24 protein-coding genes are annotated in these 23,032 nt (G+C 41.4%); 14 read left to right on the forward strand and 10 right to left on the reverse strand.

The features are described 5' to 3' along the window. Positions 1-65 precede the first annotated feature (65 nt). Complete coding sequence (locus ACFG4S_RS29285; protein WP_392532402.1) at positions 66-1,049, forward strand: stage II sporulation protein M; 984 nt, start codon at positions 66-68, stop codon at positions 1,047-1,049. 108 nt (positions 1,050-1,157) lie between these two features. Then, entirely contained in the window at positions 1,158-1,877 is a 720-nt protein-coding gene (locus ACFG4S_RS29290; RefSeq protein WP_392532403.1) for a chromophore lyase CpcT/CpeT, read from the forward strand. 34 nt (positions 1,878-1,911) lie between these two features. Here ACFG4S_RS29290 and ACFG4S_RS29295 read toward each other — a convergent pair whose 3' ends face one another. The 3 genes from ACFG4S_RS29295 to ACFG4S_RS29305 form a co-directional block, all read right to left on the reverse strand. Further along, positions 1,912-2,103 (reverse strand): RNA-binding S4 domain-containing protein, encoded by a 192-nt coding sequence (locus tag ACFG4S_RS29295; RefSeq protein WP_392536105.1) that lies wholly within the window; start codon positions 2,101-2,103, stop codon positions 1,912-1,914. Positions 2,104-2,120: 17 nt separating this feature from the next. Further along, complete coding sequence (locus tag ACFG4S_RS29300) at positions 2,121-2,276, reverse strand: hypothetical protein (RefSeq protein ID WP_392532404.1); 156 nt, start codon at positions 2,274-2,276, stop codon at positions 2,121-2,123. 182 nt (positions 2,277-2,458) lie between these two features. Further along, positions 2,459-3,514 (reverse strand): glycosyl hydrolase, encoded by a 1,056-nt coding sequence (locus ACFG4S_RS29305; RefSeq protein ID WP_392532405.1) that lies wholly within the window; start codon positions 3,512-3,514, stop codon positions 2,459-2,461. 637 nt (positions 3,515-4,151) lie between these two features. Here ACFG4S_RS29305 and ACFG4S_RS29310 point away from each other — a divergent pair. The 5 genes from ACFG4S_RS29310 to ACFG4S_RS29330 all read left to right on the forward strand — a co-directional run bounded on the left by ACFG4S_RS29310 (position 4,152) and on the right by ACFG4S_RS29330 (position 10,041). Beyond that, entirely contained in the window at positions 4,152-4,580 is a 429-nt protein-coding gene (locus tag ACFG4S_RS29310) for an RICIN domain-containing protein (protein WP_392536106.1), read from the forward strand. Positions 4,581-4,715: 135 nt separating this feature from the next. After that, positions 4,716-6,878, forward strand: coding sequence for a type I DNA topoisomerase (topA, locus tag ACFG4S_RS29315; protein ID WP_392532406.1), 2,163 nt, complete (start codon positions 4,716-4,718; stop codon positions 6,876-6,878). Positions 6,879-7,068: 190 nt separating this feature from the next. Beyond that, the gene (locus tag ACFG4S_RS29320; protein ID WP_392532407.1) at positions 7,069-7,350 is read left to right on the forward strand and encodes a hypothetical protein; all 282 of its coding nucleotides are present in this window, start codon (positions 7,069-7,071) and stop codon (positions 7,348-7,350) included. Between the two features lie 365 nt (positions 7,351-7,715). Then, the gene (locus tag ACFG4S_RS29325) at positions 7,716-9,386 is read left to right on the forward strand and encodes a dipeptide ABC transporter ATP-binding protein (protein WP_392532408.1); all 1,671 of its coding nucleotides are present in this window, start codon (positions 7,716-7,718) and stop codon (positions 9,384-9,386) included. A 163-nt stretch (positions 9,387-9,549) separates the two neighbouring features. Beyond that, on the forward strand, positions 9,550-10,041 hold the full coding sequence (locus ACFG4S_RS29330; RefSeq protein WP_392532409.1) for a GNAT family N-acetyltransferase: 492 nt from the start codon (positions 9,550-9,552) through the stop codon (positions 10,039-10,041). A 117-nt stretch (positions 10,042-10,158) separates the two neighbouring features. On the opposite strand, the gene ACFG4S_RS29335 is transcribed toward ACFG4S_RS29330, so the two are convergent. From ACFG4S_RS29335 to ACFG4S_RS29355, 5 genes are all read right to left on the reverse strand, one after another. Next, positions 10,159-10,371: a type II toxin-antitoxin system HicB family antitoxin gene (locus tag ACFG4S_RS29335; protein ID WP_392532410.1), complete on the reverse strand. Its 213-nt coding sequence runs from the start codon at positions 10,369-10,371 to the stop codon at positions 10,159-10,161. After that, positions 10,355-10,621 carry a type II toxin-antitoxin system HicA family toxin gene (locus ACFG4S_RS29340; protein ID WP_392532411.1) on the reverse strand — a complete coding sequence of 89 codons (267 nt, stop codon included), beginning with the start codon at positions 10,619-10,621 and terminating at the stop codon, positions 10,355-10,357. The genes ACFG4S_RS29335 and ACFG4S_RS29340 overlap by 17 nt, the downstream gene beginning before the upstream one ends. 470 nt (positions 10,622-11,091) lie before the next feature. After that, entirely contained in the window at positions 11,092-11,481 is a 390-nt protein-coding gene (locus ACFG4S_RS29345; RefSeq protein WP_392532412.1) for a 6-pyruvoyl tetrahydropterin synthase family protein, read from the reverse strand. A gap of 151 nt (positions 11,482-11,632) precedes the next feature. Further along, positions 11,633-11,812 carry a hypothetical protein gene (locus tag ACFG4S_RS29350; protein WP_392532413.1) on the reverse strand — a complete coding sequence of 60 codons (180 nt, stop codon included), beginning with the start codon at positions 11,810-11,812 and terminating at the stop codon, positions 11,633-11,635. A gap of 194 nt (positions 11,813-12,006) precedes the next feature. Next, positions 12,007-13,149: a BMP family ABC transporter substrate-binding protein gene (locus ACFG4S_RS29355; protein WP_392532414.1), complete on the reverse strand. Its 1,143-nt coding sequence runs from the start codon at positions 13,147-13,149 to the stop codon at positions 12,007-12,009. A gap of 476 nt (positions 13,150-13,625) precedes the next feature. On the opposite strand from ACFG4S_RS29355, the gene ACFG4S_RS29360 reads away from it, so the two are divergent. Continuing rightward, positions 13,626-15,182, forward strand: a complete 1,557-nt coding sequence (locus tag ACFG4S_RS29360) for an acyl--CoA ligase (protein WP_392532415.1) — start codon at positions 13,626-13,628, stop codon at positions 15,180-15,182. Between the two features lie 154 nt (positions 15,183-15,336). Here the strand turns inward: ACFG4S_RS29360 and bioD are convergent, their stop codons facing one another. Beyond that, the gene (gene bioD / locus ACFG4S_RS29365; RefSeq protein WP_392532416.1) at positions 15,337-16,026 is read right to left on the reverse strand and encodes a dethiobiotin synthase; all 690 of its coding nucleotides are present in this window, start codon (positions 16,024-16,026) and stop codon (positions 15,337-15,339) included. Between the two features lie 201 nt (positions 16,027-16,227). Then, entirely contained in the window at positions 16,228-17,985 is a 1,758-nt protein-coding gene (locus ACFG4S_RS29370; protein WP_392532417.1) for a protein kinase, read from the reverse strand. A 762-nt stretch (positions 17,986-18,747) separates the two neighbouring features. On the opposite strand from ACFG4S_RS29370, the gene ACFG4S_RS29375 reads away from it, so the two are divergent. The 6 genes from ACFG4S_RS29375 to ACFG4S_RS29400 all read left to right on the forward strand — a co-directional run bounded on the left by ACFG4S_RS29375 (position 18,748) and on the right by ACFG4S_RS29400 (position 23,005). Beyond that, positions 18,748-19,764: a ribose-phosphate pyrophosphokinase gene (locus ACFG4S_RS29375; protein WP_392532418.1), complete on the forward strand. Its 1,017-nt coding sequence runs from the start codon at positions 18,748-18,750 to the stop codon at positions 19,762-19,764. Between the two features lie 171 nt (positions 19,765-19,935). After that, complete coding sequence (locus ACFG4S_RS29380; RefSeq protein ID WP_392532419.1) at positions 19,936-20,511, forward strand: Uma2 family endonuclease; 576 nt, start codon at positions 19,936-19,938, stop codon at positions 20,509-20,511. Positions 20,512-20,858: 347 nt separating this feature from the next. After that, positions 20,859-21,569 (forward strand): DUF2993 domain-containing protein, encoded by a 711-nt coding sequence (locus ACFG4S_RS29385; RefSeq protein WP_392532420.1) that lies wholly within the window; start codon positions 20,859-20,861, stop codon positions 21,567-21,569. A 68-nt stretch (positions 21,570-21,637) separates the two neighbouring features. Then, positions 21,638-22,189 carry a DUF2231 domain-containing protein gene (locus ACFG4S_RS29390; RefSeq protein ID WP_392532421.1) on the forward strand — a complete coding sequence of 184 codons (552 nt, stop codon included), beginning with the start codon at positions 21,638-21,640 and terminating at the stop codon, positions 22,187-22,189. A 194-nt stretch (positions 22,190-22,383) separates the two neighbouring features. Next, positions 22,384-22,800: a DUF2809 domain-containing protein gene (locus ACFG4S_RS29395; protein WP_392532422.1), complete on the forward strand. Its 417-nt coding sequence runs from the start codon at positions 22,384-22,386 to the stop codon at positions 22,798-22,800. Beyond that, a complete protein-coding gene (locus ACFG4S_RS29400) occupies positions 22,778-23,005 on the forward strand; it encodes a DUF167 domain-containing protein (RefSeq protein ID WP_392532423.1) in 228 nt (75 codons plus the stop codon). Before ACFG4S_RS29395 ends, ACFG4S_RS29400 begins: the two co-directional genes overlap by 23 nt. Positions 23,006-23,032: the final 27 nt, after the last annotated feature.

The following is a 23,032-nucleotide window of genomic DNA, read 5'->3' on the forward strand; positions in this document are numbered from 1 at the left end:
TTGAAAGTACGGATCTGAATTTGAGGCTATCTTAAGCTAAGTTAAACTCAGTGTTCCCAAAATTCATGAATATTCAACGTTGGATTGCACGACGAGAACCAAATTGGCAGCGTTTGGATGCCTTATTAAAGCAAGTAGAAAAAAAAGGGCTAAAGTCTCTAAAGGCGGCGGAAATTAGAGAGTTAGCTAGTTTGTATCGTTCAGTAGCGGCAGATTTAGCCCGCGCCCGCACGCAGCAAATCAGCAATACTTTGATCCAAAGTTTACAATCTTTAACAACTCGTGCCTATACGCAGATTTACCAAGGTTCGCGGCGACAGGAATGGCAAGCAATCTTAGAATTTTACCGTTGGGGATTACCATTTGTAATCCAGAAAACATTTGTATATATTGCTGCTGCAACGGCGCTGTTTCTACTGGGTGGATTAGTAGCTTGGTGGTATTCTTGGCAAAATCCTAGCTTTATGTCCTCGATCGTACCTGAAAGCTTGATTACCAAGGTGCGAGATGAGCATAAATTGTGGATGGGGTCAATTGTCGGCATTGAGCCTCTGGCATCGAGCAGTATCACGATCAATAACCTATCGGTGTCCTTTGCGGCTGTCGCTGGGGGCTTCACAGCTGGGGCATACACAGCTTATTTGATGGTATTTAATGGTTTATTAATTGGTGCTGTTGGTACTTTAGTTGGTCAAAATAATTTGGCTTATCCTTTTTGGGCTTTTGTATTTCCGCATGGTTCCTTAGAATTACCCGCAATCTTTTTTGCTGGAGGTGCGGGATTTTTATTAGCAAGAGCAATTTTATTTCCGGGAAAATATCGCCGTGGAGATGCACTGAAATTTTATGGTTCTCAGGCAGTGCAGTTAGTATTTGGGATTGTACCAATGTTGATTATTGCAGGTACGATCGAAGGCTTTTTTTCACCAAATCCTAACGTACCAGATCCGATTAAATATCTAGCAGGAATGGGATTGTTTGTACTTTTGGTGCTGTATTGTAGTCGAAAGCCAGTATCAAATAATTTAGCTGGTGAAGGCACAAGGTAAAAGAGAGGTTAACAATTAAAAATTAAAAATTAAACGTAAACGATATTGCTAAAAGTCGCAGCAATAGTAAGATAAAATACTTTGAGGTTTCGGATGTTGGATTAATTTATGAATCTCGTCAAAGTATATACTCTGACAGCTTTGTTTTCAGCATTGACATTTGTTCAGGGAACTCGCGCTACTGCCATTACTGCACCACCACTTGAGACACAGGTTAAGCAAGTAGCGCAGTGGTTTACTGGTTTGTTCAATAATTCCCAACAAGTGGCAACTAATCCTTCTGTTCCACTGATTACTCTGTCAAGTTGTAATGTGGAATTGACCAATACTGACTCTGTAACTGGAACAGAGAATATTTATCTTGAACAAAAAAGTATTAATCGCTTCCGTCTTTATTCTTTTAGCCAAGACAATTCAGCAGTGAATCTCAGCATTCGTGCGTTTGATACCAACTATTCTCTTACTGGATTATGTAATCGGCCAGAGTCAGAACATATCGTTGACTCAAGCAAAGTTTTATCAACAAGCTGCAACTTAGAACTTTTCTGGGAACCGACTGACTACATTGGGAATAACTCTCCCAATGGCTGTCCAACAAGTTCTGGCGGTAAGGTGGTTTCTAGTGTCACTGTCAAAATAAATGGCATCGACTCTTTAGACAAGATTTTTGGGGCTAATGGTAATTTGCTTTTCGCTACGCCGATTGAGTTTCGCCGAGTTGACTCTATTCCTGAACCTTCATTTACATTAGGAATACTAGCTTTAGGTATTTGGGGTACAAGCAAAACAATTTTAGGTAAACACAAACAGAAATCCACAGTTAAGTAATTCACAGAGCAAGCAGCCCTGCGATCGCCATTATTTATTTGATGACATCACCAACCTCAAAAGTTCGCCCTTGTATTGTTACTCGATCGCTTGATACTAATTTTCGTCCCCGCCGGATTTCAACTGTGCCATTGACCTTAACATCGCCATCAAGAATCATCAGTTTGGCTTGCCCTCCAGTTGAGGCTATACCCACCAGCTTTAAAAACTGGTCGAGTTTAATTATGTTGTCAGTTGTCAAAATTAATTCCCTCTCCACAACCACTCAATTTTATGATGTGGAATGCGTCCAAACAGAATTAGTAGCAAAAGAGCGATCGCTCTTTTCGAGGCTCCATAGCTTTCGCCCAGCGTTTCGTAGAGAAGTGTTGATAATCGTCGACTGTTGACGGTTAACATTCATCAGTTACCAGTCATGTGGTAAATGTACTGGTAGTTCGCCAAGTGAACTTTGCGGGGTAAAGGGTAAGGGGGAAAGGGGAAAGGGTTTAAATCTCTTACCCTTTTCCCTTTCCCCTTTCCCCAGTCCTCACTTAGCATTTTTGGGTTGGTAGACTACTAGTTTTATGCGTAACGGCTTACTATTCTCCCCAGCGATACCACTGGCGAAAATTGGTTCCGGCGCTCACAGCTAAACCAATTTGGTGCTGTGAAGATAGTTCATCGTGGCCACCTTCGTTTGCACCAATGTAGTACATACGGAAACTGCCATCATCCATTGTGACTACACAAGGTGTCCCTACTGCGCGTGCATCCCAGCGACCAGAATCCTTTTGAGCATGAGAAAAGATTGAACCTCCCGCTTGCTCCCCTTTCTCTTTTTGCCAATGAATCCCGTCCTCAGAAATAGCTAGACCAATGGAGTGATAACCACTGGTGTTAACGCCTTCATAGAACATTAGGTACTGTCCGTTTATTTTCAAGACATGGCGAGTACCAATGCCTCGCTCATCAAAACTTTCAGACTCACCTGCTGCTAAAATCTCACCGACTTTTTCCCAGCGAAAACCATCGGTAGAAACAGCTAAACCGACTAAAAACCCTCTTTCAGGATTTAAGGTGTGATAGTACAATTTCCACGTTCCATCATCAACTAACACTTGTGGCCAGGCACAAAACAAACTATCAAACTCCCCTACTTTGCCTACATCAAGAAAAGCTCCTTGATAATTACCTTCCAAGCGTACCCAATTGATGCCATCACGGGAGATAGCGCAACCGGGGCGCATATTTAACCCCTTAGCTTTGAAGCCTCCCATATCGACAACTGTGCGATCGCCACCAAAATACCACATCCAATAAAGACCATCGTGAAAGTAGACATTGCTCACACCAACATGAGCTGAGTCAAACCGATGCGAATCTGGGTGAGGTTCAAAGACAGCCCCCATAGTTAATAATCCCTGAACGCGTTGCCAATCAATTCCATCAGCAGAAACTGCTAAACCACAGCGACCAGTAGGTAAATTGATTTGGCGATCGAACGAGGCATCCCGACCGTAATACCACATTTTCCAGGTTCCATCGGGACAGTACAAGACTTGTGGTGAAGAGACTCGTTCGGAATCCCACCAGCCTTCTGAACCAGGTGTGAGAACTAGTCCAGGTTGATGAATTGGTGTGTTTGGGTAACTCATATCTCTTCAGGGGACTGGGAACTTAGGCGCTTGATAAAGCTATTCTCCAAACTAGCGATCGCTCACTTAAGCTTTCTCCATCATCCCACGCAAATATACCTCACTAGGATAAAAAATTAACCCACGGAGGCAGGGTATAAAGCCCAGTCAAAAAGTGAGACGCACAGTGCGACTTCATTGCGTCCTTAGGGACTTCCAGAGAATAAATTATCCCAAATTCTTTGTACATTTCTAGGGGTTAATTGCTGTCAACTTAAGCCTTGGCAAATAGAATTAGCAGCTACACAACCAAAGTCCCCCTGCGCGGACTAAAGTCAAATTAAGGGCTTGAAACCCACGGAGGTGGGTTTTGTTTGTGTAGACGCGGTTTCTAACCGCCCATTTCGCTGCAATTTATTTCTCTAACTGTAAAGTTTTTAGCTAAATTGCGAAAATACAGGCTCGTGCCGTGATTAAAGATATTAGTTTGCCAGAAAATATTTGATCTATTCGACACACGCCACCAAAAGGAGAAACATCATGATGGATATTTTGTCGCCAGCCCGACGATTTGGCCTCAGCCGGCTTATTTGCGGTAGGACTGCTAGCTGCCGTCTTTTCCTCTGTCTCACTTGCTGAGACCTCCGCCAACGAACTGATGCTGATTAATGTGCAAACCAACAAATGTCTCACTATTGCCGGGGGAGTAAGTACCGAAAACAACGTCGAGGCACTCCAATACGACTGCGACAGCGATCCGTCGCGCCGTTGGATAATAACTGATGTCACTGGCGCAGGTATTTATCAGATTAGGAATGTGCAAACCAACAAATGTCTCACTATTGCCGGGGGAAGAAGTACCGAAAACAACGTAACAGCCCTTCAATACGAGTGCGACAGCGATGCGTCGCGCACTTGGAGAATAACCGATGTGACTGGCGCTGGTGTTTATCAGATTAGGAATGTGCAAACCAACAAATGTCTCACTATTGCTGGGGGAAGAAGTACTGAAAACAACGTAACAGCTCTTCAATACAACTGCGACAGCGACCCGTCGCGCCGCTGGACGCTGAGAGTGAAGCTGTAGCTCTCATCTGCGTGAGAGAAAAACATACCTGAAAATAGCTGTAACTGTAAAAATTCTTAAAATAGCCAACCATAATAGTACCTATATACTAAAATATGCAATTGCCTATCTAAAGCACTATTCAGCGCAGGTGCTATGCCCAAACGCCTTCTTGTAGTCGAATCTCCCGGAAAAGTCAAAAAACTCAGTCAAATCCTCGGTTCAGAATGGATTGTTCGTGCTAGCTGCGGCCATATCCGCGAACTGAGCAATGAAGGCGAAGATTCATTAGGCTTCAGCATGGATGGTAGTAGCGTCAAGTGCAATTATATTCCCCGCGACCAACGAGCCAAGGAAACCATTCAGCAACTAAAAGCTGCCGTCAAACAGGTTGATGAAGTTGTCATCGCCACTGACCCAGACCGAGAGGGAGAAACCATCGCTTGGCATCTGAAGGAAGTGCTGGGATTAAAAGAGCCAAAACGGGTAATTTACACGGAAATTACAGCCTCAGCAGTTCGAGAAGCGATCGCTAAACCCAGAAAACTAGATGTTAACTTAGTCGGGGCGGGACTATGCCGCGATTGTCTCGATAAATTAGTCGGCTACAAGGGAAGTCCCCTAGTTTGGGCATTAAACAATGGCGCAAAAAGCGTTGGTCGAGTTCAAAGCGCCACATTACACTTGATTTGTCAGCGCGAAAGAGAAATTCAAATATTTGTACCCCAAGATTACTGGAGTGTCTGGGTAGATTACGCGGAAGGATTTCGGGCTTTCTACAAAGGGGCAGCAAATTCTGACTCAGATACACCAGAACAAAAAACTGAAACGGATGATGATGCAGCAGTAAATACTACACAAGTCCCCGAAAGCAAGCGGGTTCTCTCGGAAGCAGAAGCCAACAGGTTAGTTGAAGAAGCACGCCACCATCCTCATCAGGTAATCAAAGCTGAGGGGAAAATAGTTAATCGCCAACCACCTCCGCCATTCACCACCTCCACCCTCCAACAAGCAGCCGGTTCCAAGCTGAGATTTTCTCCAGACAAAACCATGCAAGTAGCCCAAAAGCTTTATGAGGCTGGGCTAATCACCTATATGCGAACAGATTCGGTGATGTTAAGTCCAGAGTTTTGTACTAGTGCGCGTCAGTGGTTGGAGCAAAATGACCCGCAGAATGTACCGCAGTTCTTAGCCAAACATCGCAGTGCAAAATCCGCTCAAGAAGCGCATGAAGCTATCCGCCCAACAGATGTTTTCCGTCCTTCAGCCCAGTTGCGAGAAGAACTGCCAACTGATGAGTTTAATCTGTATGTGATGATTTGGAAACGCGCAATTGCTTCTCAATGTCGGGCGGCGCAATTGCGTAAAACTCAAGTAATCACTCAGTCAGGAAATCTGCTGTGGTTGTGTCATGGACAGGTAATTGAGTTCTACGGTTATGCGCGGTACTGGAATAATCTCAGTAAAGATACTGTTATACCTGAGTTGCGACAGGGACAGATAGTCACCTTAAAGAATGCACAGCATGAGAAAAAACAGACCCAACCACCGCCTCGCTACAGTGAACCGAAACTAGTGCAACTCATGGAGCGTAAAGGTATTGGTCGTCCTAGTACTTACGCTCCCACTGTCGCCACCCTGAAGAAGCGGGATTATGTGCAGTTGACAAAGGATCATCTCCAACCAACGGCTTTGGGGTTAGAAGTTGATGCTTTCTTAGAGAAGGCGTTACCGGATTTATTAGAGGCAGAATTCACAGCTAAGATGGAAGATGCTCTAGATGCGATCGCAGTTGGCAAACAAGGCTGGCAGCAATACTTAAGTACTTGGAATCAAGAATACTTTGCACCAGCTTTAGCAAAAGCCAAAACTGTAGTTGCTGGCGCTGCATCTCTAAACAAAGTTTCACCAGGGCAAGAACGCAAATATGAAACTTCCAAAACTCGCTGCCCTGAATGCAAAAGTTTTCTCGCCAAAATTAAGAGCAGCAAGGTCAAAAAGAAGTACTTTCTTAAATGTGTTAGCGGCTGTGAAAACGTTGTCCTTTTTTGGAATGACATTAATAAAACTTGGGAACAACCTCGAAACAAAGCACACAAGGATGAAAGTATTCCCAAGCCTCCAGTGAAGTCAACTTCATACTCTTGCCCAGTATGTAAAAAGCCATTACAGGAGTACAGCTACATTAAGGAAGGACAGAGCAAGACAATGCTCCGGTGTTCCAATCCTCAATCTCGTCAAGATAAAAAACATCAAGATGTGGCTTATTTTTCTACACAAAAAGGTTGGTGGAGTCCTAAGTTTGGTGAGTTGAATTAACTTTCAAGTCACATAAATACTGGGTAATTTAGATAAAAATCGGATTATTTATAAAGATATAGGAGTTCCCCAAATTTTTTAATATTTTCCAAAAATAATTATACAAAATAATCACAGTATTTTTACTGTTGTACAATCTGTTAATGCTTACTTAATATGTAGCACAATATTTTTTATTATCTTAGCCATTGTGAAATCTCTTCTACAGACTTACTTAGAACAAGAAATCTGGATACTAATACGAGAAAAGTGGTATTTTGCGACAATTATCGGAGTTTGGGATGATTTGTTGTGGTTTAAACACAGAACTTACAACAAAGAAACAGAGGAAGATACTCTTTGGGAAATGGTTGTACAAATCAAAGAAGTAATTGCCATTGATAAAGTTCAATCTGTGATGAGTCGAAAACCAGATGTGCTGATTTCACGACTGCTAGAAAGTGAGCAAGGCACAACGGATCATCATCAATAGCATGAACATTAAGGGACTGACAAATAAAAAAATATTCCCCTGTTCACAGTCAACACTTCGGCTCATTTCGGTTCATTTCGGCTACGCTCAATGACCAACGCTCAAATCGAGCGACTTGCACTGAGCAGCGTCGAAGTGAGTCGAGATTCAGTAACCACAGTCACCAACTTCATATGGGATAATTTATTACCTGGAGTTCCCTTATTCTTTGACTTTTTAAGCACTAAAGTGCTTACTACAAACCTTGCAAAAGGCATTCTCTAAGACACTCAAAATGTTTTCACAAGGGAGATTTAATAATAATCTGCTAAACTATCTGAAATTTGAAATTATTGAAACTGGTAGCTCAGGGCTGATAACTAAGTATGAGTGAAGCCTTATTTTGTATCGAAAATCTCCGAGTTGCCTATCCTCAACGAAGTGGAGAAGAATTAAGCTGGGCAGTTGATGATGTATCTTTCACTCTACAACGAGGTGAGAGAATGGGATTGGTAGGAGAGTCGGGTTGTGGGAAATCAACTATTGGACGTGCAGTAATGCGCTTACTACCAGCCGCTAGTCGCATTGAGGGAAAAGTGATATTTCAAGGACAGTCGGTGTTTGACTTGACGCCTAAGCAGTTGCGGAAATTTCGCGGAGAAGCGATCGCCTTAATTTTTCAAGATCCGATGACACGCCTCGATCCGCTGATGACCATTGGTAAGCATTGTATCGAAACCCTGCAAGCACACTCACCAGAATTATCAACATCGCAAGCCAAAGAAAAAGCACTTGCAACATTAGCAAAGGTAAATATTCCCGCCAGCCGCTGGAATCAATATCCTCATGAGTTTAGCGGCGGAATGCGACAAAGGGTAGCGATCGCTCTAGCTTTACTCCTCAATCCCAAGTTCATTGTTGCTGATGAACCCACCACTAGTTTAGATGTCACCGTTTCCGCGCAGATATTACAAGAATTAACTCGCCTGTGCGGTGAAGAAAACATGGGATTACTGCTAATTTCTCATGATTTAGCAATGGTTGCTGAGTATTGCGATCGGATTGGCGTCATGTACCACGGCAAGATGGTAGAAATGGGTTCTACAGAAAGTGTATTTAGACAACCACAACATGAATACACGCGATCGCTCTTAAAAGCAGCTTTACACATTCAAGCAGTAGATGATAGTGGCGAATTAATACTTGTTAATGACGAATCAAAGCAATTACCGAATATTAATGAGAAATCCCCAATTCTGAGTGTTACAGAACTCAAGCAATACTACAGCATAGAGCCTAACTTTATCGAAAAACTGTTTAACAGACAAGAGCAGACAATCAAAGCAGTAGATGGTATTAACCTGGATCTTTATCCAGGAGAAATTCTTGGCTTAGTGGGAGAATCAGGTTGCGGTAAAAGTACATTATCACGAACAATTTTGCAACTAATTCGTCCTACAGCTGGCAAAGTTGAGTTTTTAGGGAAAGATTTAACTAAACTGTCGCGTCAAGAAATTCGCTCCTCAAGGCGACAAATACAAATGGTCTTTCAAGACCCCCATGCTTGTCTCAATCCAGCGATGACAGTAGGACAAAGTATAGCCGATCCTTTATTTATTCATAATCTTGCCGATGCCATTAAGGCAAAAGAACAAGTTTTGTGGATGTTAGAAAAAGTTGGCTTAACACCGCCACAGGTGTATTATGAGCGTTATCCATCAGATTTGTCTGGAGGACAACAGCAACGAGTAGCGATCGCTCGTGCTTTGATTACTCATCCTAAACTTTTGATTTGCGATGAACCAGTAAGTATGTTGGATGCTAGCGTGCAGTCACAAGTGCTGGATTTGATGTTGCAATTAAAAGAAGAGTTTGAGTTAACTTATTTGTTCATTACTCACGATCTTTGGTTAGCTAGATTTTTGTGCGATCGAATTGCCGTTATGAATGGCGGTAAAATTGTTGAAATCGGTGATACAAAAAAGATTTTCGCTAATCCTCAGCACCCTTATACCAAAACTTTACTAGCTGCTGCTCCTTTACTAGCACGTGCTTAATTACAGCAGTTTGCAAGTAAATTAGGTAGAAAATGTAAAATTCAAAATCGTAATAGAAAAAGTCTTTTTATCTCCTGTCTCCTGTCTCCCAACCCGTAGCTTTGTACCTCATGCAAAAGAAAACTTTTAAATATTTTCTGAAGATTTCTCTGAGACAGCAGCAATGATTATTCGTCATGCGACTGAAACTGATTTGCCTACAATTGTAGCAATTTACAATTCTGCAATTCCCACCCGCATGGCAACTGCTGATTTAGAGCCGGTATCTGTGGAAAGCCGCCTTGCTTGGTTTAAAGGGCGATCGCCTTCAAAACGGCCACTTTGGGTAATCGAAGTAGAAGGAGTAATTGCTGGGTGGCTTAGTTTCCAGTCCTTTTACGGGCGACCTGCCTATAGTAAGACTGCTGAAATTAGTATTTACATAGCCCCTAACTATCATCGTCGTGGTTTAGGAAGGCAACTTTTAGCACAAGCAATTCACGAAAGTTCTAATTTGGGTTTAAAAACTTTAGTATGTTTCATTTTTGCTCACAATCAACCAAGTTTAAAGCTGTTTGAAACATTTGGGTTTGAACACTGGGGACATTTGCCTAAAGTTGCTGAACTTGACAGTGTTGAACGAGACTTAGTTATTATGGGACTGAGAATTAATTAGCCTGTTATTTAATTGGAATGATTGCTAAAAACCAACTACTTAAAAGTAGACCTACCAATTCTTTTTATTGTAGATGTACTTGATTTGAAAAAGCAAAATCTCAAATCCAAAATGGTATTAGATGGATACCGAACGCGATTTAGCTTCAGGAATTGAACGCCCTAAATCCTTAGCTGTTTCTATCCACTCCTCCATCACAAGTTCTACATTATGCAGAGCTTCTTGATAAGTCTCACCATCAGCAGCACAGCCGGGTAATTCTGGTACTTCGGCAATAAAAGCTTCATTTTCTCTACTCCAGTAGAGGCTAATTTCATAGCGAAATATCATTTTTACTTCCTAGCTGATACTTGAGAATTACTGCACGAACTTGTTTAACTTGATAGCTTTTGGCTTTTCCTCTTTTATGTTGCAGGTTTAATATTTCCTCAACACCATCTTTGACAAAAATACGATGATCGCCACGAATCCGTTCATCAAAGCCTAGTTTGTATAAGAGTTGCCACAATTGGGCAAAAGGGATGTCTGTATCAGAAGTCCCAGAGAGAATTTTTCCTAAGAGTTTATCTTGCTGACTCACATTTTTCCGGCTGTCTTCACATTTCTATAGTCTCATATTTTTTGAAAATTGGTTGATCATAAGAGAAAAACAAGTCTTATTTTTGCCAAATCGAGAATGTTTATGACAGTCTATAACTTATGCACTTGGTCTTTTGTATAAATTCAGCAAATATCAAGCGCTCTCTAGCTTAATAAACTTGATGCCCTAATTCTTTCGCAATCTTGATTTACTAAATTTTACCAGATACCTTCAAGATTAACTATAAATCCAGGTAATATCATAATGTGCTTTTAAATTACATAATTCGATCGCTTGACGAAATTTTTAAATTAATTAAGAGACTATTTATCAAGTAAAAATAGAATTACCGTAGAGTGTGTTAGATGCATATTTTGATCCTCAGTCAGAGATTTTCAGACAAAATAGCGATCGCTTTTTATCCGGTTTGATTACCGTTAGGTAATCTTTGAATTTTGAATGTTGAATTGTTAATCATCTTCATACTCTGCCCAAGAATTGGGAGTTTCTGATACTGCAACCTTTAGTTGTACATTAGAAGGGACTTGCTTCTTAGTTTCATCATAGATATATTTGGCAATCATCTCCGCTGTCGTTTCATACTCAGGAGGTAATACATCATTAAGAACACAATGATCTAGACCCCCTTTTGTAACGTCTTTTTTAGCCCAGCGTAAGGTTCTAAAATCTGTCACCATAACCGAATGGGGACAGTATTCTGAAGAGTGTAACTGTGATGATGTTGCTTCAATTCGCACTTTGTAGGTGTGTCCGTGCATTCGACCACATGGACCCTTGTAATCTTTGATATAATGGGCACTATCAAATGTAAATTCTGTTACTAGTTTCCATTTAGGCATTTAGCATTCCTTTAGTCTACCAACACAAAATTAGAGCCAGCATTCAGGCGGAATCTTAGTGTACAAGGTATTTCATGCAGTTGTTGTAACACATATTGAACTTGTGCGTGACTTGGCTGGCTTGATTTTTCCAGAAGCTTGGACTTGGTGGCTAAATACAGCATATTTCAAGCCTATTTATTCTGTATGTGGTTCTCCCCTTCCCCTTTACCTCTTCCTTGACTAGTAAATTGTTGTGATAGTAGCCAATTCCACCCATCCAGCGCCCAATCTCATCGCGGTTAGTATCTGCAATTAGCTTGAATTTACGCGATCGCACACAACTTGTCATTAGGGAACTCCAAGAAATAAAAACAACCGCTTAAAGTTGCTGACTGTTGACTGTTGACTGTGAGCAGTGGAATATTTTTTTATTTGTCAGTTCCTTATTGCATTACAACAGGAAATTGGCACTAAACAATAAGCTAAAATTGCGCTTTTTCGGATTGGGGTACATGTTCAACAGTTGAGTATTGTTTCGCAAAACTATAATTTTTGCTTAGGAATTGACCCTTCAATTCCTTCAACATACCAATCCATTGCCAGTTGTTGCTTATCATTTAATACCTTACCTTTTGGTACTCGCACCACGCCTTTTTGGTCTTTGATTGGTCCATCAAAAGGATGTGCAGTACCTTGAATAAATTCATCGCGCTTTGCATTTACTAATTGTTGTACATCAGATGGAATCACCTGATTCATTGGAGAAATATCTACCATTCCTTCACTAATACCATCCCAAACATCTTGAGACTTCCAAGTATTAGTCATTACAGTTAAGGCTTTATCTGTGTAAAATTTCCCCCATTTATTAACAACTGATGTTAGGTGAGCTTTTTCGCCAAACTTGCTCATATCAGTGTTATGTCCAAAAGCGTAGATGCCTTTTTCCTCAGCCAATTGGACAACAGCAGCAGAGTCGGTATGCTGCGTCAGGATATCCGCACTTAAATTGACCAAAGCTTGAGCCGCTTCTCTCTCTTTAGCTGGATCGTACCAAGTTTGCACCCAAAGTACCTTCACTTTTGCCAGAGGATTTGTTAGCCGTACTCCTTGAGTAAATGCACTTATTCCTCGAATTACTTCCGGAATTGGGTATGCACCAATAAAACCAATTACATTTGATTTTGTCATCTTGCCAGCAATCATACCGGTTAAGTAACGGGGTTCTTCAAAGCGTCCCAAATAAGTGCCAACATTAACAGCACGTTTGTATCCTGTACAATGTTCAAAGATAATATTAGGAAAATCCTTGGCAACTTTCATTGTTGGGTTCATGTAGCCAAAGGAAGTTGTGAAAATCAACTTATTACCATCTAATGCTAATTGATGAATTACTTTTTCAGCATCAGCACCTTCATTAACATTTTCAACAAAGGTAGTTTTTACCTTGTCTTGAAGATTGGCTTCCATGTGTCTGCGACCTAAATCATGGGCATAAGTCCAGCCAAAATCACCCACAGGTCCGACATAAACAAATCCCACTTTCAGAGGTTCATTTACTACTACAGGCGATGCTGAAGGAGATATCTCACTGGGTAAGTTGGAATTTTTGCCTTGAATACAACTAGTTAAGGCAAAGCTAGATCCTGCTAAAGTGACATAGTTAAGAAATTTCCGACGATCCATATTTATCGATTTGGTTTAGCTGCTGAAAAAGTTTTTTCTGATTTTTAGTAGTCACAGACACAGTATTTAATTAATTTTAGCTTTTTATTTTTGCAGAAAACTTAATGGGGAATGGGGCAAAACAGTTCCAAGTTCCGTTAGCGGTAGCGGGGCGTTTAGCCCGTTCTGAGTAAAAAACTGAAATTCCCTACTCAGCACTCCTGAAGGGAATGGGGCATAGGGAAACTAGTAGTTTGCCAACCCAAAATTGCTAGGTTTGGACTGGGAAAAGGGGAAAGGGGAAGGGATTAAAACCTTTACCCCTTACCCTTTCCCCTTTACCCTTTTCCCCGCCAAGTTTCCTTGGCGAACTACTAGTCTTTTTCCTCTCTCTCTGACTTGAAAGTGGTGAGTAAAATTTTTTCATCTAAGGCTTGTGAAATTCGTTTCATCAAGACTGTCTCTTACTTCTAATCAATCGCTTTTGGAGGTTTTGAATGAACTTATTTGATCTGTTAGCTGGAGAAGACAATCATTTAGCCTTGGTTACACCTGAGGGGCGATCGCTAACCTATAAGCAATTGCGCGAAAATGTTGTTGGACTGGCATCCCAACTCTACAGCTTTGGATTGCAAAAAAGCGAACGCATTGCCATTGCCATGACTAATGGTTCCCCAATGGCAATTACTTTTCTGGCTGCTGCTTTATGTGCTACAGCAGCACCTTTGAATCCCAAATACAAGCAAGAAGAATTTGCCTTCTACTACGCAGATACTCAAGCAAAAGCACTGATTACACTCTCAGGTGAACCAGAAGCAGCCATTGCCGCCCTCACACCTGATATAATGCTGATTAATGCTAAAGTCAACGCTGATGGTACTTTGAGCTTTGAATTAAGCATGTGGCATGGGGCATTGGGCATCGGACATGAGAAAGAGCCAGAACAGAAAAACTTACTGCAAGTTCCCCTCCGCCCCTCCGCCTCTTCTCCCTCGCCTTCGGCTGACGATGTAGCGATGATTCTCCACACCAGCGGCACAACGAGTCGTCCTAAACGGGTGCCGATTCGCCATCGCAATCTCGTGGCCTCTGCTAATAATATTATTGGTGCTTATTCTCTCACCCCAGATGACACTACACTTTGCTTAATGCCCTTATTCCACGTTCACGGATTGGTGGGCTGTTTGTTGGCAACTCTGGGATCTGGCGGTACACTGGTTTGTCCCAATGGTTTTAATGCCCTAGAGTTTTGGAAACTGGTAGAAACCTATAAACCTACTTGGTATTCCGCAGCACCAACTATGCACCAGACAATTCTGGCACGTGCTAGTCGCAACACAGAAATTGTTCAAGCAAATCGCTTCCGTTTTGTTCGCTCTAGTAGCGCTTCTTTGCCCCCAATTATCATTGAACAACTAGAGGCAACTCTCAATGCACCTGTGGTGGAATCTTACAGCATGACTGAAGCTTCTCACTTAATGACCACCAACCCCTTACCACCAAAAACCCGGAAACCGGGTACTGTCGGTTATGGCTTCGGCGTCGAAGTCGGGATTGTGGACTCTGAAGGCAATCTCCTCCCCCAAAGAAGTTTAGGGGAGGTGGTGGTAAAAGCACCCAATGTCATTGATGGCTATGAAAATAACCCAGAAGCCAACGCCACTGCTTTTGTCAATGGTTGGTTTCGTACAGGGGATCAAGGCACACTTGATGAAGATGGCTATCTTCGCCTGACTGGACGGATAAAAGAATTGATTAACCGGGGTGGGGAAAAAATTTCTCCCTTAGAAGTAGATGATATATTGCTACGCCATCCTGCTGTCGCTGAAGCCTTAGCCTTTGCCGTTCCCCACAAATCTTTAGGAGAAGATATTCACGCCGCTGTTGTTCTCAAAGCAGAAGCTAGCGAAAAAGAACTTTTAGCTCACTGTTCAACGATGCTGGCAAACTTCAAAGTCCCCAAGCAAATTCACATTTTAGATCGACTACCTCGTGGTGCTACTGGCAAATTGCAACGGCTGGCTATGGCGAAATTGCTTAATATAGGGCAGTAGCCTGGATTTCTCACAACCGAGAAATTGAGGGGTGTGGGGAGTGTGGGGAGAATGAGGAGGAATTGAGAATGGGCGCTTCGTGTCGATCGCTAGCATCTCCCACACCTCCCACACCCTATTAGTGAGAAATTCGGCAGTAGGCGATCGCGATCGCTTAATCATTCTGAAATATTAGTGTTTCTAAATCTAAATCTGAGGCTATTTGAGCAAGTTTATCTAAATCCGTTGGGTTTTCTAAATAGGGTAAGCAACCTAAAACCGGGATATTAGTTAACGATTGAATCAATTCTGGTGGTGTCCAGTCGGCTAATTCTGCATCGGAACGGGGTTGTACACAGTTCAAAACAATGCCTTTGAGATCCACACGCGATTGTCTCGCTAATGCGACATTCGCCACGGCTTGAGCGATCGCTCCTAATCTCACGGGTACCACCAATACCGACGGTAAACGCCATTCTGCCGCTAAATCAGCTACCGTTAATTCCTCCGTTACTGGTGAACCCAAGCCACCCAAGGCTTCTATAAGCACAAAATCACGTTGCGATCGCAATTTAGACAAAGCTTGCCACACCACTGCTAAATCTACTCGGCGATTTTCTCGAGCTGCGGCGAGCGGCGGAGCTAAGGGTGCTTGAAAATACAAAGGTGTAATTTCTTCGGCAGATTGTTCTAATGTGAATAGATTTTGATACCACTCGCGATCGCCAATCCCTGATTGAATCGGTTTCATGATTCCCCAGGTGCGCTGCGGGTAATATTTTTGCCAATAGGCTGCTAACGCTGTGGTTAAAACAGTTTTGCCAGCCTCGGTATCAGTTCCAGTAATCAGTAGTGCGTTTAACAATTTAGGATTGCTGTAGCGAAATATTATCGAATCTTTATTATAAATATTTTTGGTTATTAATTTATTGCCATTTACTTAAATTATAATTTTTTCTTCATTATTAGTTATTAATGATTATAAAATTACCAGTAATAACTAATAATTTATTTCGGTAAAGTTTAAACAACTAAATCCATTAATTGGGAGTATAAACTGCTAAATTTAGGGCGAATTTGTTGGAGAAGGAATTGGTTGGAGTGTACCATCAACAGGCGGATTATTGTTTTCTATCTCTGGAGTTGGAATTGGAGTTGAAATTGGTGGGGGTGTCTGTGTTGGAATTGGTGCGGGCGTCTCTATAGGAGTTGGTGTGGGTGTCTCTATTGGAATTGGTGGAGGTGTCTGTGTTGGAATTGGTGGAGGTGTCTGTGTTGGAATTGGTGGAGGTGTCTGTGTTGGAATTGGGTTGCTCAGTTTTTCTAATCCAATATTGAGATTGTAATTGCTTTCGGCAACGCCTGGAAGCAAAGTTAACTCAATCGTATATACACCACTAATTAGCAATGTGCCTTCATAATATGTAACTGGCTGAGCATTATTAATTGATTGCCCCTTGGGGTTTAAGACTGTTAGTAAAACGCTGCTTCCTGGGTTAATAAATGTAGTTAATTTAGCTCCTGCTCGCCCCGCAAAAGTGTATCGGCTGATTTGATTTGCTTGGAGAATACCTTCAACTGTAGTAGTGTTAAATGCTCCAAGATTGAGAGGCTTGGTAGATATAACAGGTTGTTCTTTGGTGGGTGTGGGTGTGGGCGTGGGTGTTTCTGTAGGTGTGGGCGTTAATGTAGTACCACCAGAAATTACTGGTGAAGGAAAATTTTGGGGAAGCCTTTCATCTAGTGGTGCTTTTGACTGACTGCGAATAGAACTTACCAATGCCCAAGAACCAAATCCCGCTAGGATAACTACAGCGATCGCAATTGCGGCGATCGCTAAGGGATTATCCAAGATTGAGCTAGTCTGACTTGGTGGAATCACCGGAGCAGGTTTTTTGGGCGAAGTTGCTGGTGATACCAAGTCAGGTCGACGACTCACAGCCATTGTCTGCAAATTGGAAACATTGGCAGTAGGGACACTGGGTTGCTGCAAAGATTGTAATGCTTGGGATACATCAGCAGCACTTTGATAGCGATCGCTCGGTAGATGATTTAACATTCGATTTAACACTACAGCAAATCGCGGATTCACATTTGCCCACCGCTGCCAATTCCAAGTTAGTTGGTTTTGATCGAATAGATCTGTTGGTTCTTTACCAGTCAGCAAAACAACTCCAGTCACCGCTAATGCATACAGATCGCTACTAGGATAAGCTCCTCCTGTTTGCACTTGTTCGCTAGGAGAGTAGCCTAATTTTCCCACAGTACTCACTGGCATTGGGCTATCTGGCGATCGCAAACGCGTTGCTAGTTCTTTTACCACTCCAAAGTCAATCAACACAGGTTTAGCATCGCTATCTCGCAAAATAATATTTTCTGGCGAGATATCTCGATGAATAATCCCTCGGCTGTGAATATGCTCTAAAACAGGCAACAACGACTGTATTAACTGCAATACTTCAGTTTCTGTGAAAGTTTGACCCACAGCTTGCTTCTGCTCTAGCAGAGTTCGGTAAGTTTCACCTGCAATGTAATCCTCCACCAAAAACAAGCGTTGGTCTTGCTCAAATCTTTCACGGAATTTTGGCACTTGTGGGTGTTCAATTTGATACAGAATAGCAGCTTCTCGGTGAAAAAGCTCTTGTGCCTTCTCTCTAGCCAAAGCCTCCGTTGCTGATGAAATCAATTCCTTGATCGCGCAAAGTTCGTTAAAGCGCCTCTGGTCTTCTGCCAGATAGGTTCTACCAAATCCCCCCTGTCCGAGAATTTGAATTATGCGGTAACGGTTTTGCAAGACAGTGCCAACTGTAATGGGTGGTTGCATGATCGATTGATTGAGTGTTATGGCAACTGAGGAGGAAGTCACCCACAAAGATTAAGTCCAAGAGGCGACGGACAGTTACATGCAGCGATATTTTACCTTACCTAATAGGTATATTTCCACTTAGGACTTATGGAAAGTAACACTTCAACTATTTTATGCAGACAGGAGGCAGAAGGAACTTCTCCTCTTGGGTTATGGTCTACCACTACTCTCATCTGAAAAAATAGTGGTGTCAGTAAAGAAACTATTGTCAGCGTACACCAACAGAACCCATGACTCTAAGAATTTGCTTAAATACGGGTATTTTCGGTTTCTATTGTGTTAATTAAAACTTAAAATGAAATCTGCCAGTTTATTTATTTCCGATTGATATCATAGAATATAATAAAATACCCCCTAAACACTTAGTCATAAGCCTTCTTCTGTCTAAGAACAAACTTTAATATCACTCAAGTTGTCAATGTATTGCTCTCACTTATAAATGAGATAGTTGGAACAATCTATATATCACATCAATGTTTGAGAGATTAGGGTTATTTAGCTCAACAGAAAAAAATTAAACTAGAGATCTAGTTGTTTGACTTGACTGAGTGTCAGTTAAGGTATCAATAGTTTGTTAGCCAAGAAAATTTAGATAATCAGCAAATGATAATTTTATGTAAAAATGTTTAAATTTTGTATGGAAGCTTCAACAAAACTCACAGATGTTTTTTTAGGCTATTTCTTGGTTAAATCTATTAAATCTGTAATCATAATATTGCTATGAATGCATATCGAGCATCTGCTGTACTCAGTTCTGCAACTTTAAAAGTGCAACCATCTGCAACAGGACTGACTGATAATCATCGTCTGCGTCTGTTTTCAGGCTCTGCGAATCTACAATTGTCTCAAGAAGTCTCTCGCTATCTCGGCATGGACTTGGGACCAATGATCCGCAAAAGATTTGCAGACGGAGAACTTTACGTTCAAATCCAAGAATCGATTCGGGGTTGTGATGTCTATCTAATTCAGCCATGTTGTCAACCCGTCAACGATCACTTGATGGAATTATTAATTATGGTTGACGCTTGTCGTCGAGCTTCTGCGCGACAGGTAACGGCTGTAATTCCCTACTATGGCTACGCCCGCGCCGATCGCAAAACCGCAGGACGAGAATCAATAACCGCCAAGCTAGTTGCTAACTTGATCACTGAAGCAGGTGCTAACCGCGTTCTGGCAATGGATTTGCACTCGGCTCAGATTCAGGGTTATTTCGATATACCCTTTGACCATGTTTATGGTTCGCCAGTATTGTTAGATTATCTAGCAAGCAAACAACTGCCCGACCTTGTGGTTGTTTCTCCCGATGTTGGTGGTGTAGCACGAGCCAGGGCATTTGCCAAAAAACTAAATGATGCTCCACTGGCAATTATTGACAAACGTCGTCAGGCACACAATGTTGCAGAAGTGTTAAATGTCATCGGCGATGTTAGAGGCAAAACCGCAGTGTTGGTAGATGACATGATCGACACTGGTGGCACCATCGCCGAAGGAGCGCGACTACTGCGTGAAGAAGGAGCGCGTCAGGTATACGCCTGTGCAACTCATGCGGTATTCTCACCACCTGCTATGGAACGGTTATCTAGTGGCTTGTTTGAAGAAGTCATTGTCACAAATACGATACCTATACCAGAAAGCAATCGCTTTCCTCAACTAGTAGTGCTGTCAGTGGCTAATTTGCTAGGAGAAACTATCTGGCGAATTCATGAAGATACCTCAGTTAGTAGTATGTTCCGCTAGCCAATAAAAGACTGTAATTATCCTTAGAGGCATGAAGGATGAAGTTTAAAAAACTCCATCCTTCATGCCTTATCTTTTTATTTATCCGAATTAAAAAAAGAAAACTACAGATCATCAAAAGCTAATGGAATCTCAGTCTAAAATTAAAGTATCTATTAAGTTTGCTAGATCATGAACAGCGAACAAGTAACAGTGCAGTCTTTATATACTGTCACTGATGAAGAATTAATGTTAATGAGTTTTCAAAACCCGGAACTGCGGTTTGAACGTAATGCTAATGGAACATTAGAAACTATGCCCCCAACTGGTGGAATTTCTGGTAATCGAGAAATAAAAGCAGGAGCTTATCTATTCAATTGGGTAGAAAGTCAGGATTTAGGTGAAGTTTTCAGTGCGAGTACAGGTTTTAGGTTAGCAAATACCGCAGTGCGATCGCCTGATGCAGCTTTTGTGGCTAAAGGGCGTTTACCAGAAGGTTGGGATCGGGAAGAGGACAAATTTATCAACTTAGCACCCGATTTTGTCATTGAAATTCGTTCTAAGAATGATAGCTTGGCAAAACTCAAAACCAAGATGGAAGAATATATTGCTAATGGTGTGCAATTGGGATGGTTAATTGATAGCAAAAATCAGCAAGCTTTAGTTTATCGCCGCGATGGTTCAATTACCCAGTATCCAGCTACAGCAATATTAAGTGGTGAAGATGTTGTCCCTGGGTTTTCATTACCTTTAAAAAAATTACTGTAGAAGTGATGCATACCGATGGGTACGCCTACACACTTTTAAATCCGATATAGCAACACAAAATTTTCTTGAGAAAAATATTGTAAATTTTTTGATGAAACAGATTTTAACTAGTATGTATTATGTATCAATATCATAAATCATAAAAATTATATATTCTATCTTTCTTTTGAACGATTTTATTCACAAATGGAGGTAAAAAACCAAAAAATTCCATCAGATCAGGAAAATATCGTTATACTTTTAGATAGACAATATTTTAAATTTTACTACATCGCTAGATAGATAAAATTCTCATGTTAGTTTATTAAATTGACTCAAGGAGATTAAAAACAGGAGTCAATTTGAGAATGCCAGAAAATTCTGGGATAGGAGAGCAGGCGCTAAATAAAGCCGCAGAAATAGGTTTATCTAGCCAGTTAGATGAAGTAGAAAATTTAGATGTAAATATTAAAACTGATCCACTTAAACTCCTTCAAGGACAAGTGGATACAGTGGTCATTCAAGGTGAAGGTTTAGTAATGCAAAAAGACCTCCGCATGGAGGAGTTAGAAATGCAAATGAGTAGTGTTGCCATAAATCCTCTGAGTGTAGCTTTTGGCAAAATTGAACTCACTCAACCTACTGAAGCTAATGCACGAGTTGTTTTAACCGAAGCTGATATCAATCGCGCCTTCAACTCAGAATATGTGCGCTCACAATTGCAAAATCAAAAAATACATGTTAACGGAGAAGTCAGGACTATTGAACCTCAAGATGTAGACTTTCGACTACCTGGTGATGAAAAAGTAGTACTGAATGCCAGCGTTAAATTAGTAGAAACAGGCGAAAATCAGCAAGTTGTCTTTTCAGCAGTACCCTGGATTAATGCTAATGGAAAAAGTGTTTCTTTGGAAAATGTTGAGTATGGCGAAAGTGAGGAAATCTCGCCAGAGTTGACAAAAGCTTTGATCGATCAAACGAGCGAAATTTTGAATTTGAGTCACTTTGATTTAGAGGGTATGAGTTTGCAAATTAACCAACTAAAAGTAGAAGTAGGTAAACTAACCCTAGAAGCCTAAGCTTATGTTGAACAAATTCCTTCAGCTTAAAAATTCGACAGTAAATAAATAAATTCAGGATACTAATAATGGAAACTACAGATACAACCCAAACAAATTCAACACCTTTTCCAAATATCCCACCAGTTATTGAAAGTAACGACAGTGAGTATCGTGATACTGGCGTACCTAGCACAGTGGCGATCGCTGGACATCCTCTTCACCCTCTGAGTGTGATCTTTCCCATCGCCTTCTTAGCCGCCGCCTTGGGAAGCGATATCGGCTACTGGTTAACTCGTGATTTCTTCTGGGCTAGGGCTTCACTATGGTTAATCGGACTCGGATTAGTTGGCGGTCTTCTTGCAGCAGCGATCGGGTTGAGTGACTTTTTCAAAATCGAACGAGTCCGCAAACGTAGCGCAGGGTGGGCGCATTTGATACTTAATGTTTCTCTGCTGGTTTTAACCCTTGTCAATTTTCTCCTGCGTTTGGGCGATCCAGAAGCCCGAATACTTCCTTGGGGACTGGTTATCTCATTGATTGTTGGTACACTGACTAGCCTGTCTGGATGGTTTGGTGCTGAACTTTCCTATCGCCACAAAATTGGTGTAGTAGGTGCTGGTAGTCGAAGATATCCATAATTATGGGGACTGGTGACTGGGGACTGGTATGTTTGAGTAGATTTAAGAAAGTTTTTGGCTATTTACATACATATGTTCTCCAGTTCATACTATGCAGTCCTAGTCCCTTATCCCCAGAGGAGACCCCACTTTCCCCAGTCCCCAATCCCTTGTACAGAGGCTAAAATTTTGCTTAGTCTCTAGGCTTTGAGAAAATGCGCCAAAACCAAAATCAAACAATATTTATTATTCTTTCTATGCTCATCGTTGTACCGATGGGTCTTTTGTTTAAGTACTATGCTGGGTTTGCCCATCAGTGGTTTAATGACTACGGAGGAGATATATTTTACGAAATATTTTGGTGTCTGGTTGGATTTTATTTTTTCAGAAGTCGGGCGGCAATAGTTCAAATTCCCATATGGGTTTTTGTTATCACCTGTATAATAGAGTTTTTGCAACTTTGGCATCCGCCACTATTAAACGAAATTCGCACTACATTGATAGGTAAATTGTTACTGGGTACTACCTTTGCTTGGTGGGATTTTCCTCATTATGCGTTGGGTTGTGTTTTAGGTTGGTTGTGGCTGCAACAATTACAAAAAATCGGTTATGCAAAAAAAAGTCAAGGTTAAACCTAATTCAAAACAGCAAAAAATTGAAGAACAACTAGATGGTAGCTTGACAGTTTATTTAAAATCGCCACCAGTTGATGGTAAAGCTAATGAAGAGTTAATTAAACTCCTAGCAGAGAAATTTAATGTAGCCAAATCTGACATCAGAATTAAGTCCGGTTTGTCTTCTCGGCAAAAGCTAATTGAAATTGACACAGTTATTTAATGTTGATTATTTGCTCGCTAATGCTTT

This window comes from Nostoc sp. C117 (genome assembly GCF_043099735.1).
In the GTDB taxonomy this organism is placed as follows: Bacteria; Cyanobacteriota; Cyanobacteriia; order Cyanobacteriales; family Nostocaceae; genus Nostoc.

What these genes read in the sequence shown, in the direction of transcription:
- ACFG4S_RS29345 (WP_392532412.1), bottom strand. Translation starts at nt 11,481, where the DNA reads ATGCCTAAATGGAAACTAGTAACAGAATTTACATTTGATAGTGCCCAT.
- ACFG4S_RS29375 (WP_392532418.1), top strand. Translation starts at nt 18,748, where the DNA reads ATGAATGCATATCGAGCATCTGCTGTACTCAGTTCTGCAACTTTAAAA.
- ACFG4S_RS29285 (WP_392532402.1), top strand. Translation starts at nt 66, where the DNA reads ATGAATATTCAACGTTGGATTGCACGACGAGAACCAAATTGGCAGCGT.
- ACFG4S_RS29330 (WP_392532409.1), top strand. Translation starts at nt 9,550, where the DNA reads ATGATTATTCGTCATGCGACTGAAACTGATTTGCCTACAATTGTAGCA.
- topA (WP_392532406.1), top strand. Translation starts at nt 4,716, where the DNA reads ATGCCCAAACGCCTTCTTGTAGTCGAATCTCCCGGAAAAGTCAAAAAA.
- ACFG4S_RS29370 (WP_392532417.1), bottom strand. Translation starts at nt 17,985, where the DNA reads ATGCAACCACCCATTACAGTTGGCACTGTCTTGCAAAACCGTTACCGC.
- ACFG4S_RS29390 (WP_392532421.1), top strand. Translation starts at nt 21,638, where the DNA reads ATGGAAACTACAGATACAACCCAAACAAATTCAACACCTTTTCCAAAT.
- ACFG4S_RS29385 (WP_392532420.1), top strand. Translation starts at nt 20,859, where the DNA reads ATGCCAGAAAATTCTGGGATAGGAGAGCAGGCGCTAAATAAAGCCGCA.
- ACFG4S_RS29350 (WP_392532413.1), bottom strand. Translation starts at nt 11,812, where the DNA reads ATGACAAGTTGTGTGCGATCGCGTAAATTCAAGCTAATTGCAGATACT.
- ACFG4S_RS29325 (WP_392532408.1), top strand. Translation starts at nt 7,716, where the DNA reads ATGAGTGAAGCCTTATTTTGTATCGAAAATCTCCGAGTTGCCTATCCT.
- ACFG4S_RS29400 (WP_392532423.1), top strand. Translation starts at nt 22,778, where the DNA reads ATGCAAAAAAAAGTCAAGGTTAAACCTAATTCAAAACAGCAAAAAATT.
- ACFG4S_RS29360 (WP_392532415.1), top strand. Translation starts at nt 13,626, where the DNA reads ATGAACTTATTTGATCTGTTAGCTGGAGAAGACAATCATTTAGCCTTG.
- ACFG4S_RS29335 (WP_392532410.1), bottom strand. Translation starts at nt 10,371, where the DNA reads ATGATATTTCGCTATGAAATTAGCCTCTACTGGAGTAGAGAAAATGAA.
- ACFG4S_RS29355 (WP_392532414.1), bottom strand. Translation starts at nt 13,149, where the DNA reads ATGGATCGTCGGAAATTTCTTAACTATGTCACTTTAGCAGGATCTAGC.
- ACFG4S_RS29395 (WP_392532422.1), top strand. Translation starts at nt 22,384, where the DNA reads ATGCGCCAAAACCAAAATCAAACAATATTTATTATTCTTTCTATGCTC.
- ACFG4S_RS29290 (WP_392532403.1), top strand. Translation starts at nt 1,158, where the DNA reads ATGAATCTCGTCAAAGTATATACTCTGACAGCTTTGTTTTCAGCATTG.
- ACFG4S_RS29380 (WP_392532419.1), top strand. Translation starts at nt 19,936, where the DNA reads ATGAACAGCGAACAAGTAACAGTGCAGTCTTTATATACTGTCACTGAT.
- ACFG4S_RS29310 (WP_392536106.1), top strand. Translation starts at nt 4,152, where the DNA reads ATGCTGATTAATGTGCAAACCAACAAATGTCTCACTATTGCCGGGGGA.
- ACFG4S_RS29300 (WP_392532404.1), bottom strand. Translation starts at nt 2,276, where the DNA reads ATGTTAACCGTCAACAGTCGACGATTATCAACACTTCTCTACGAAACG.
- ACFG4S_RS29305 (WP_392532405.1), bottom strand. Translation starts at nt 3,514, where the DNA reads ATGAGTTACCCAAACACACCAATTCATCAACCTGGACTAGTTCTCACA.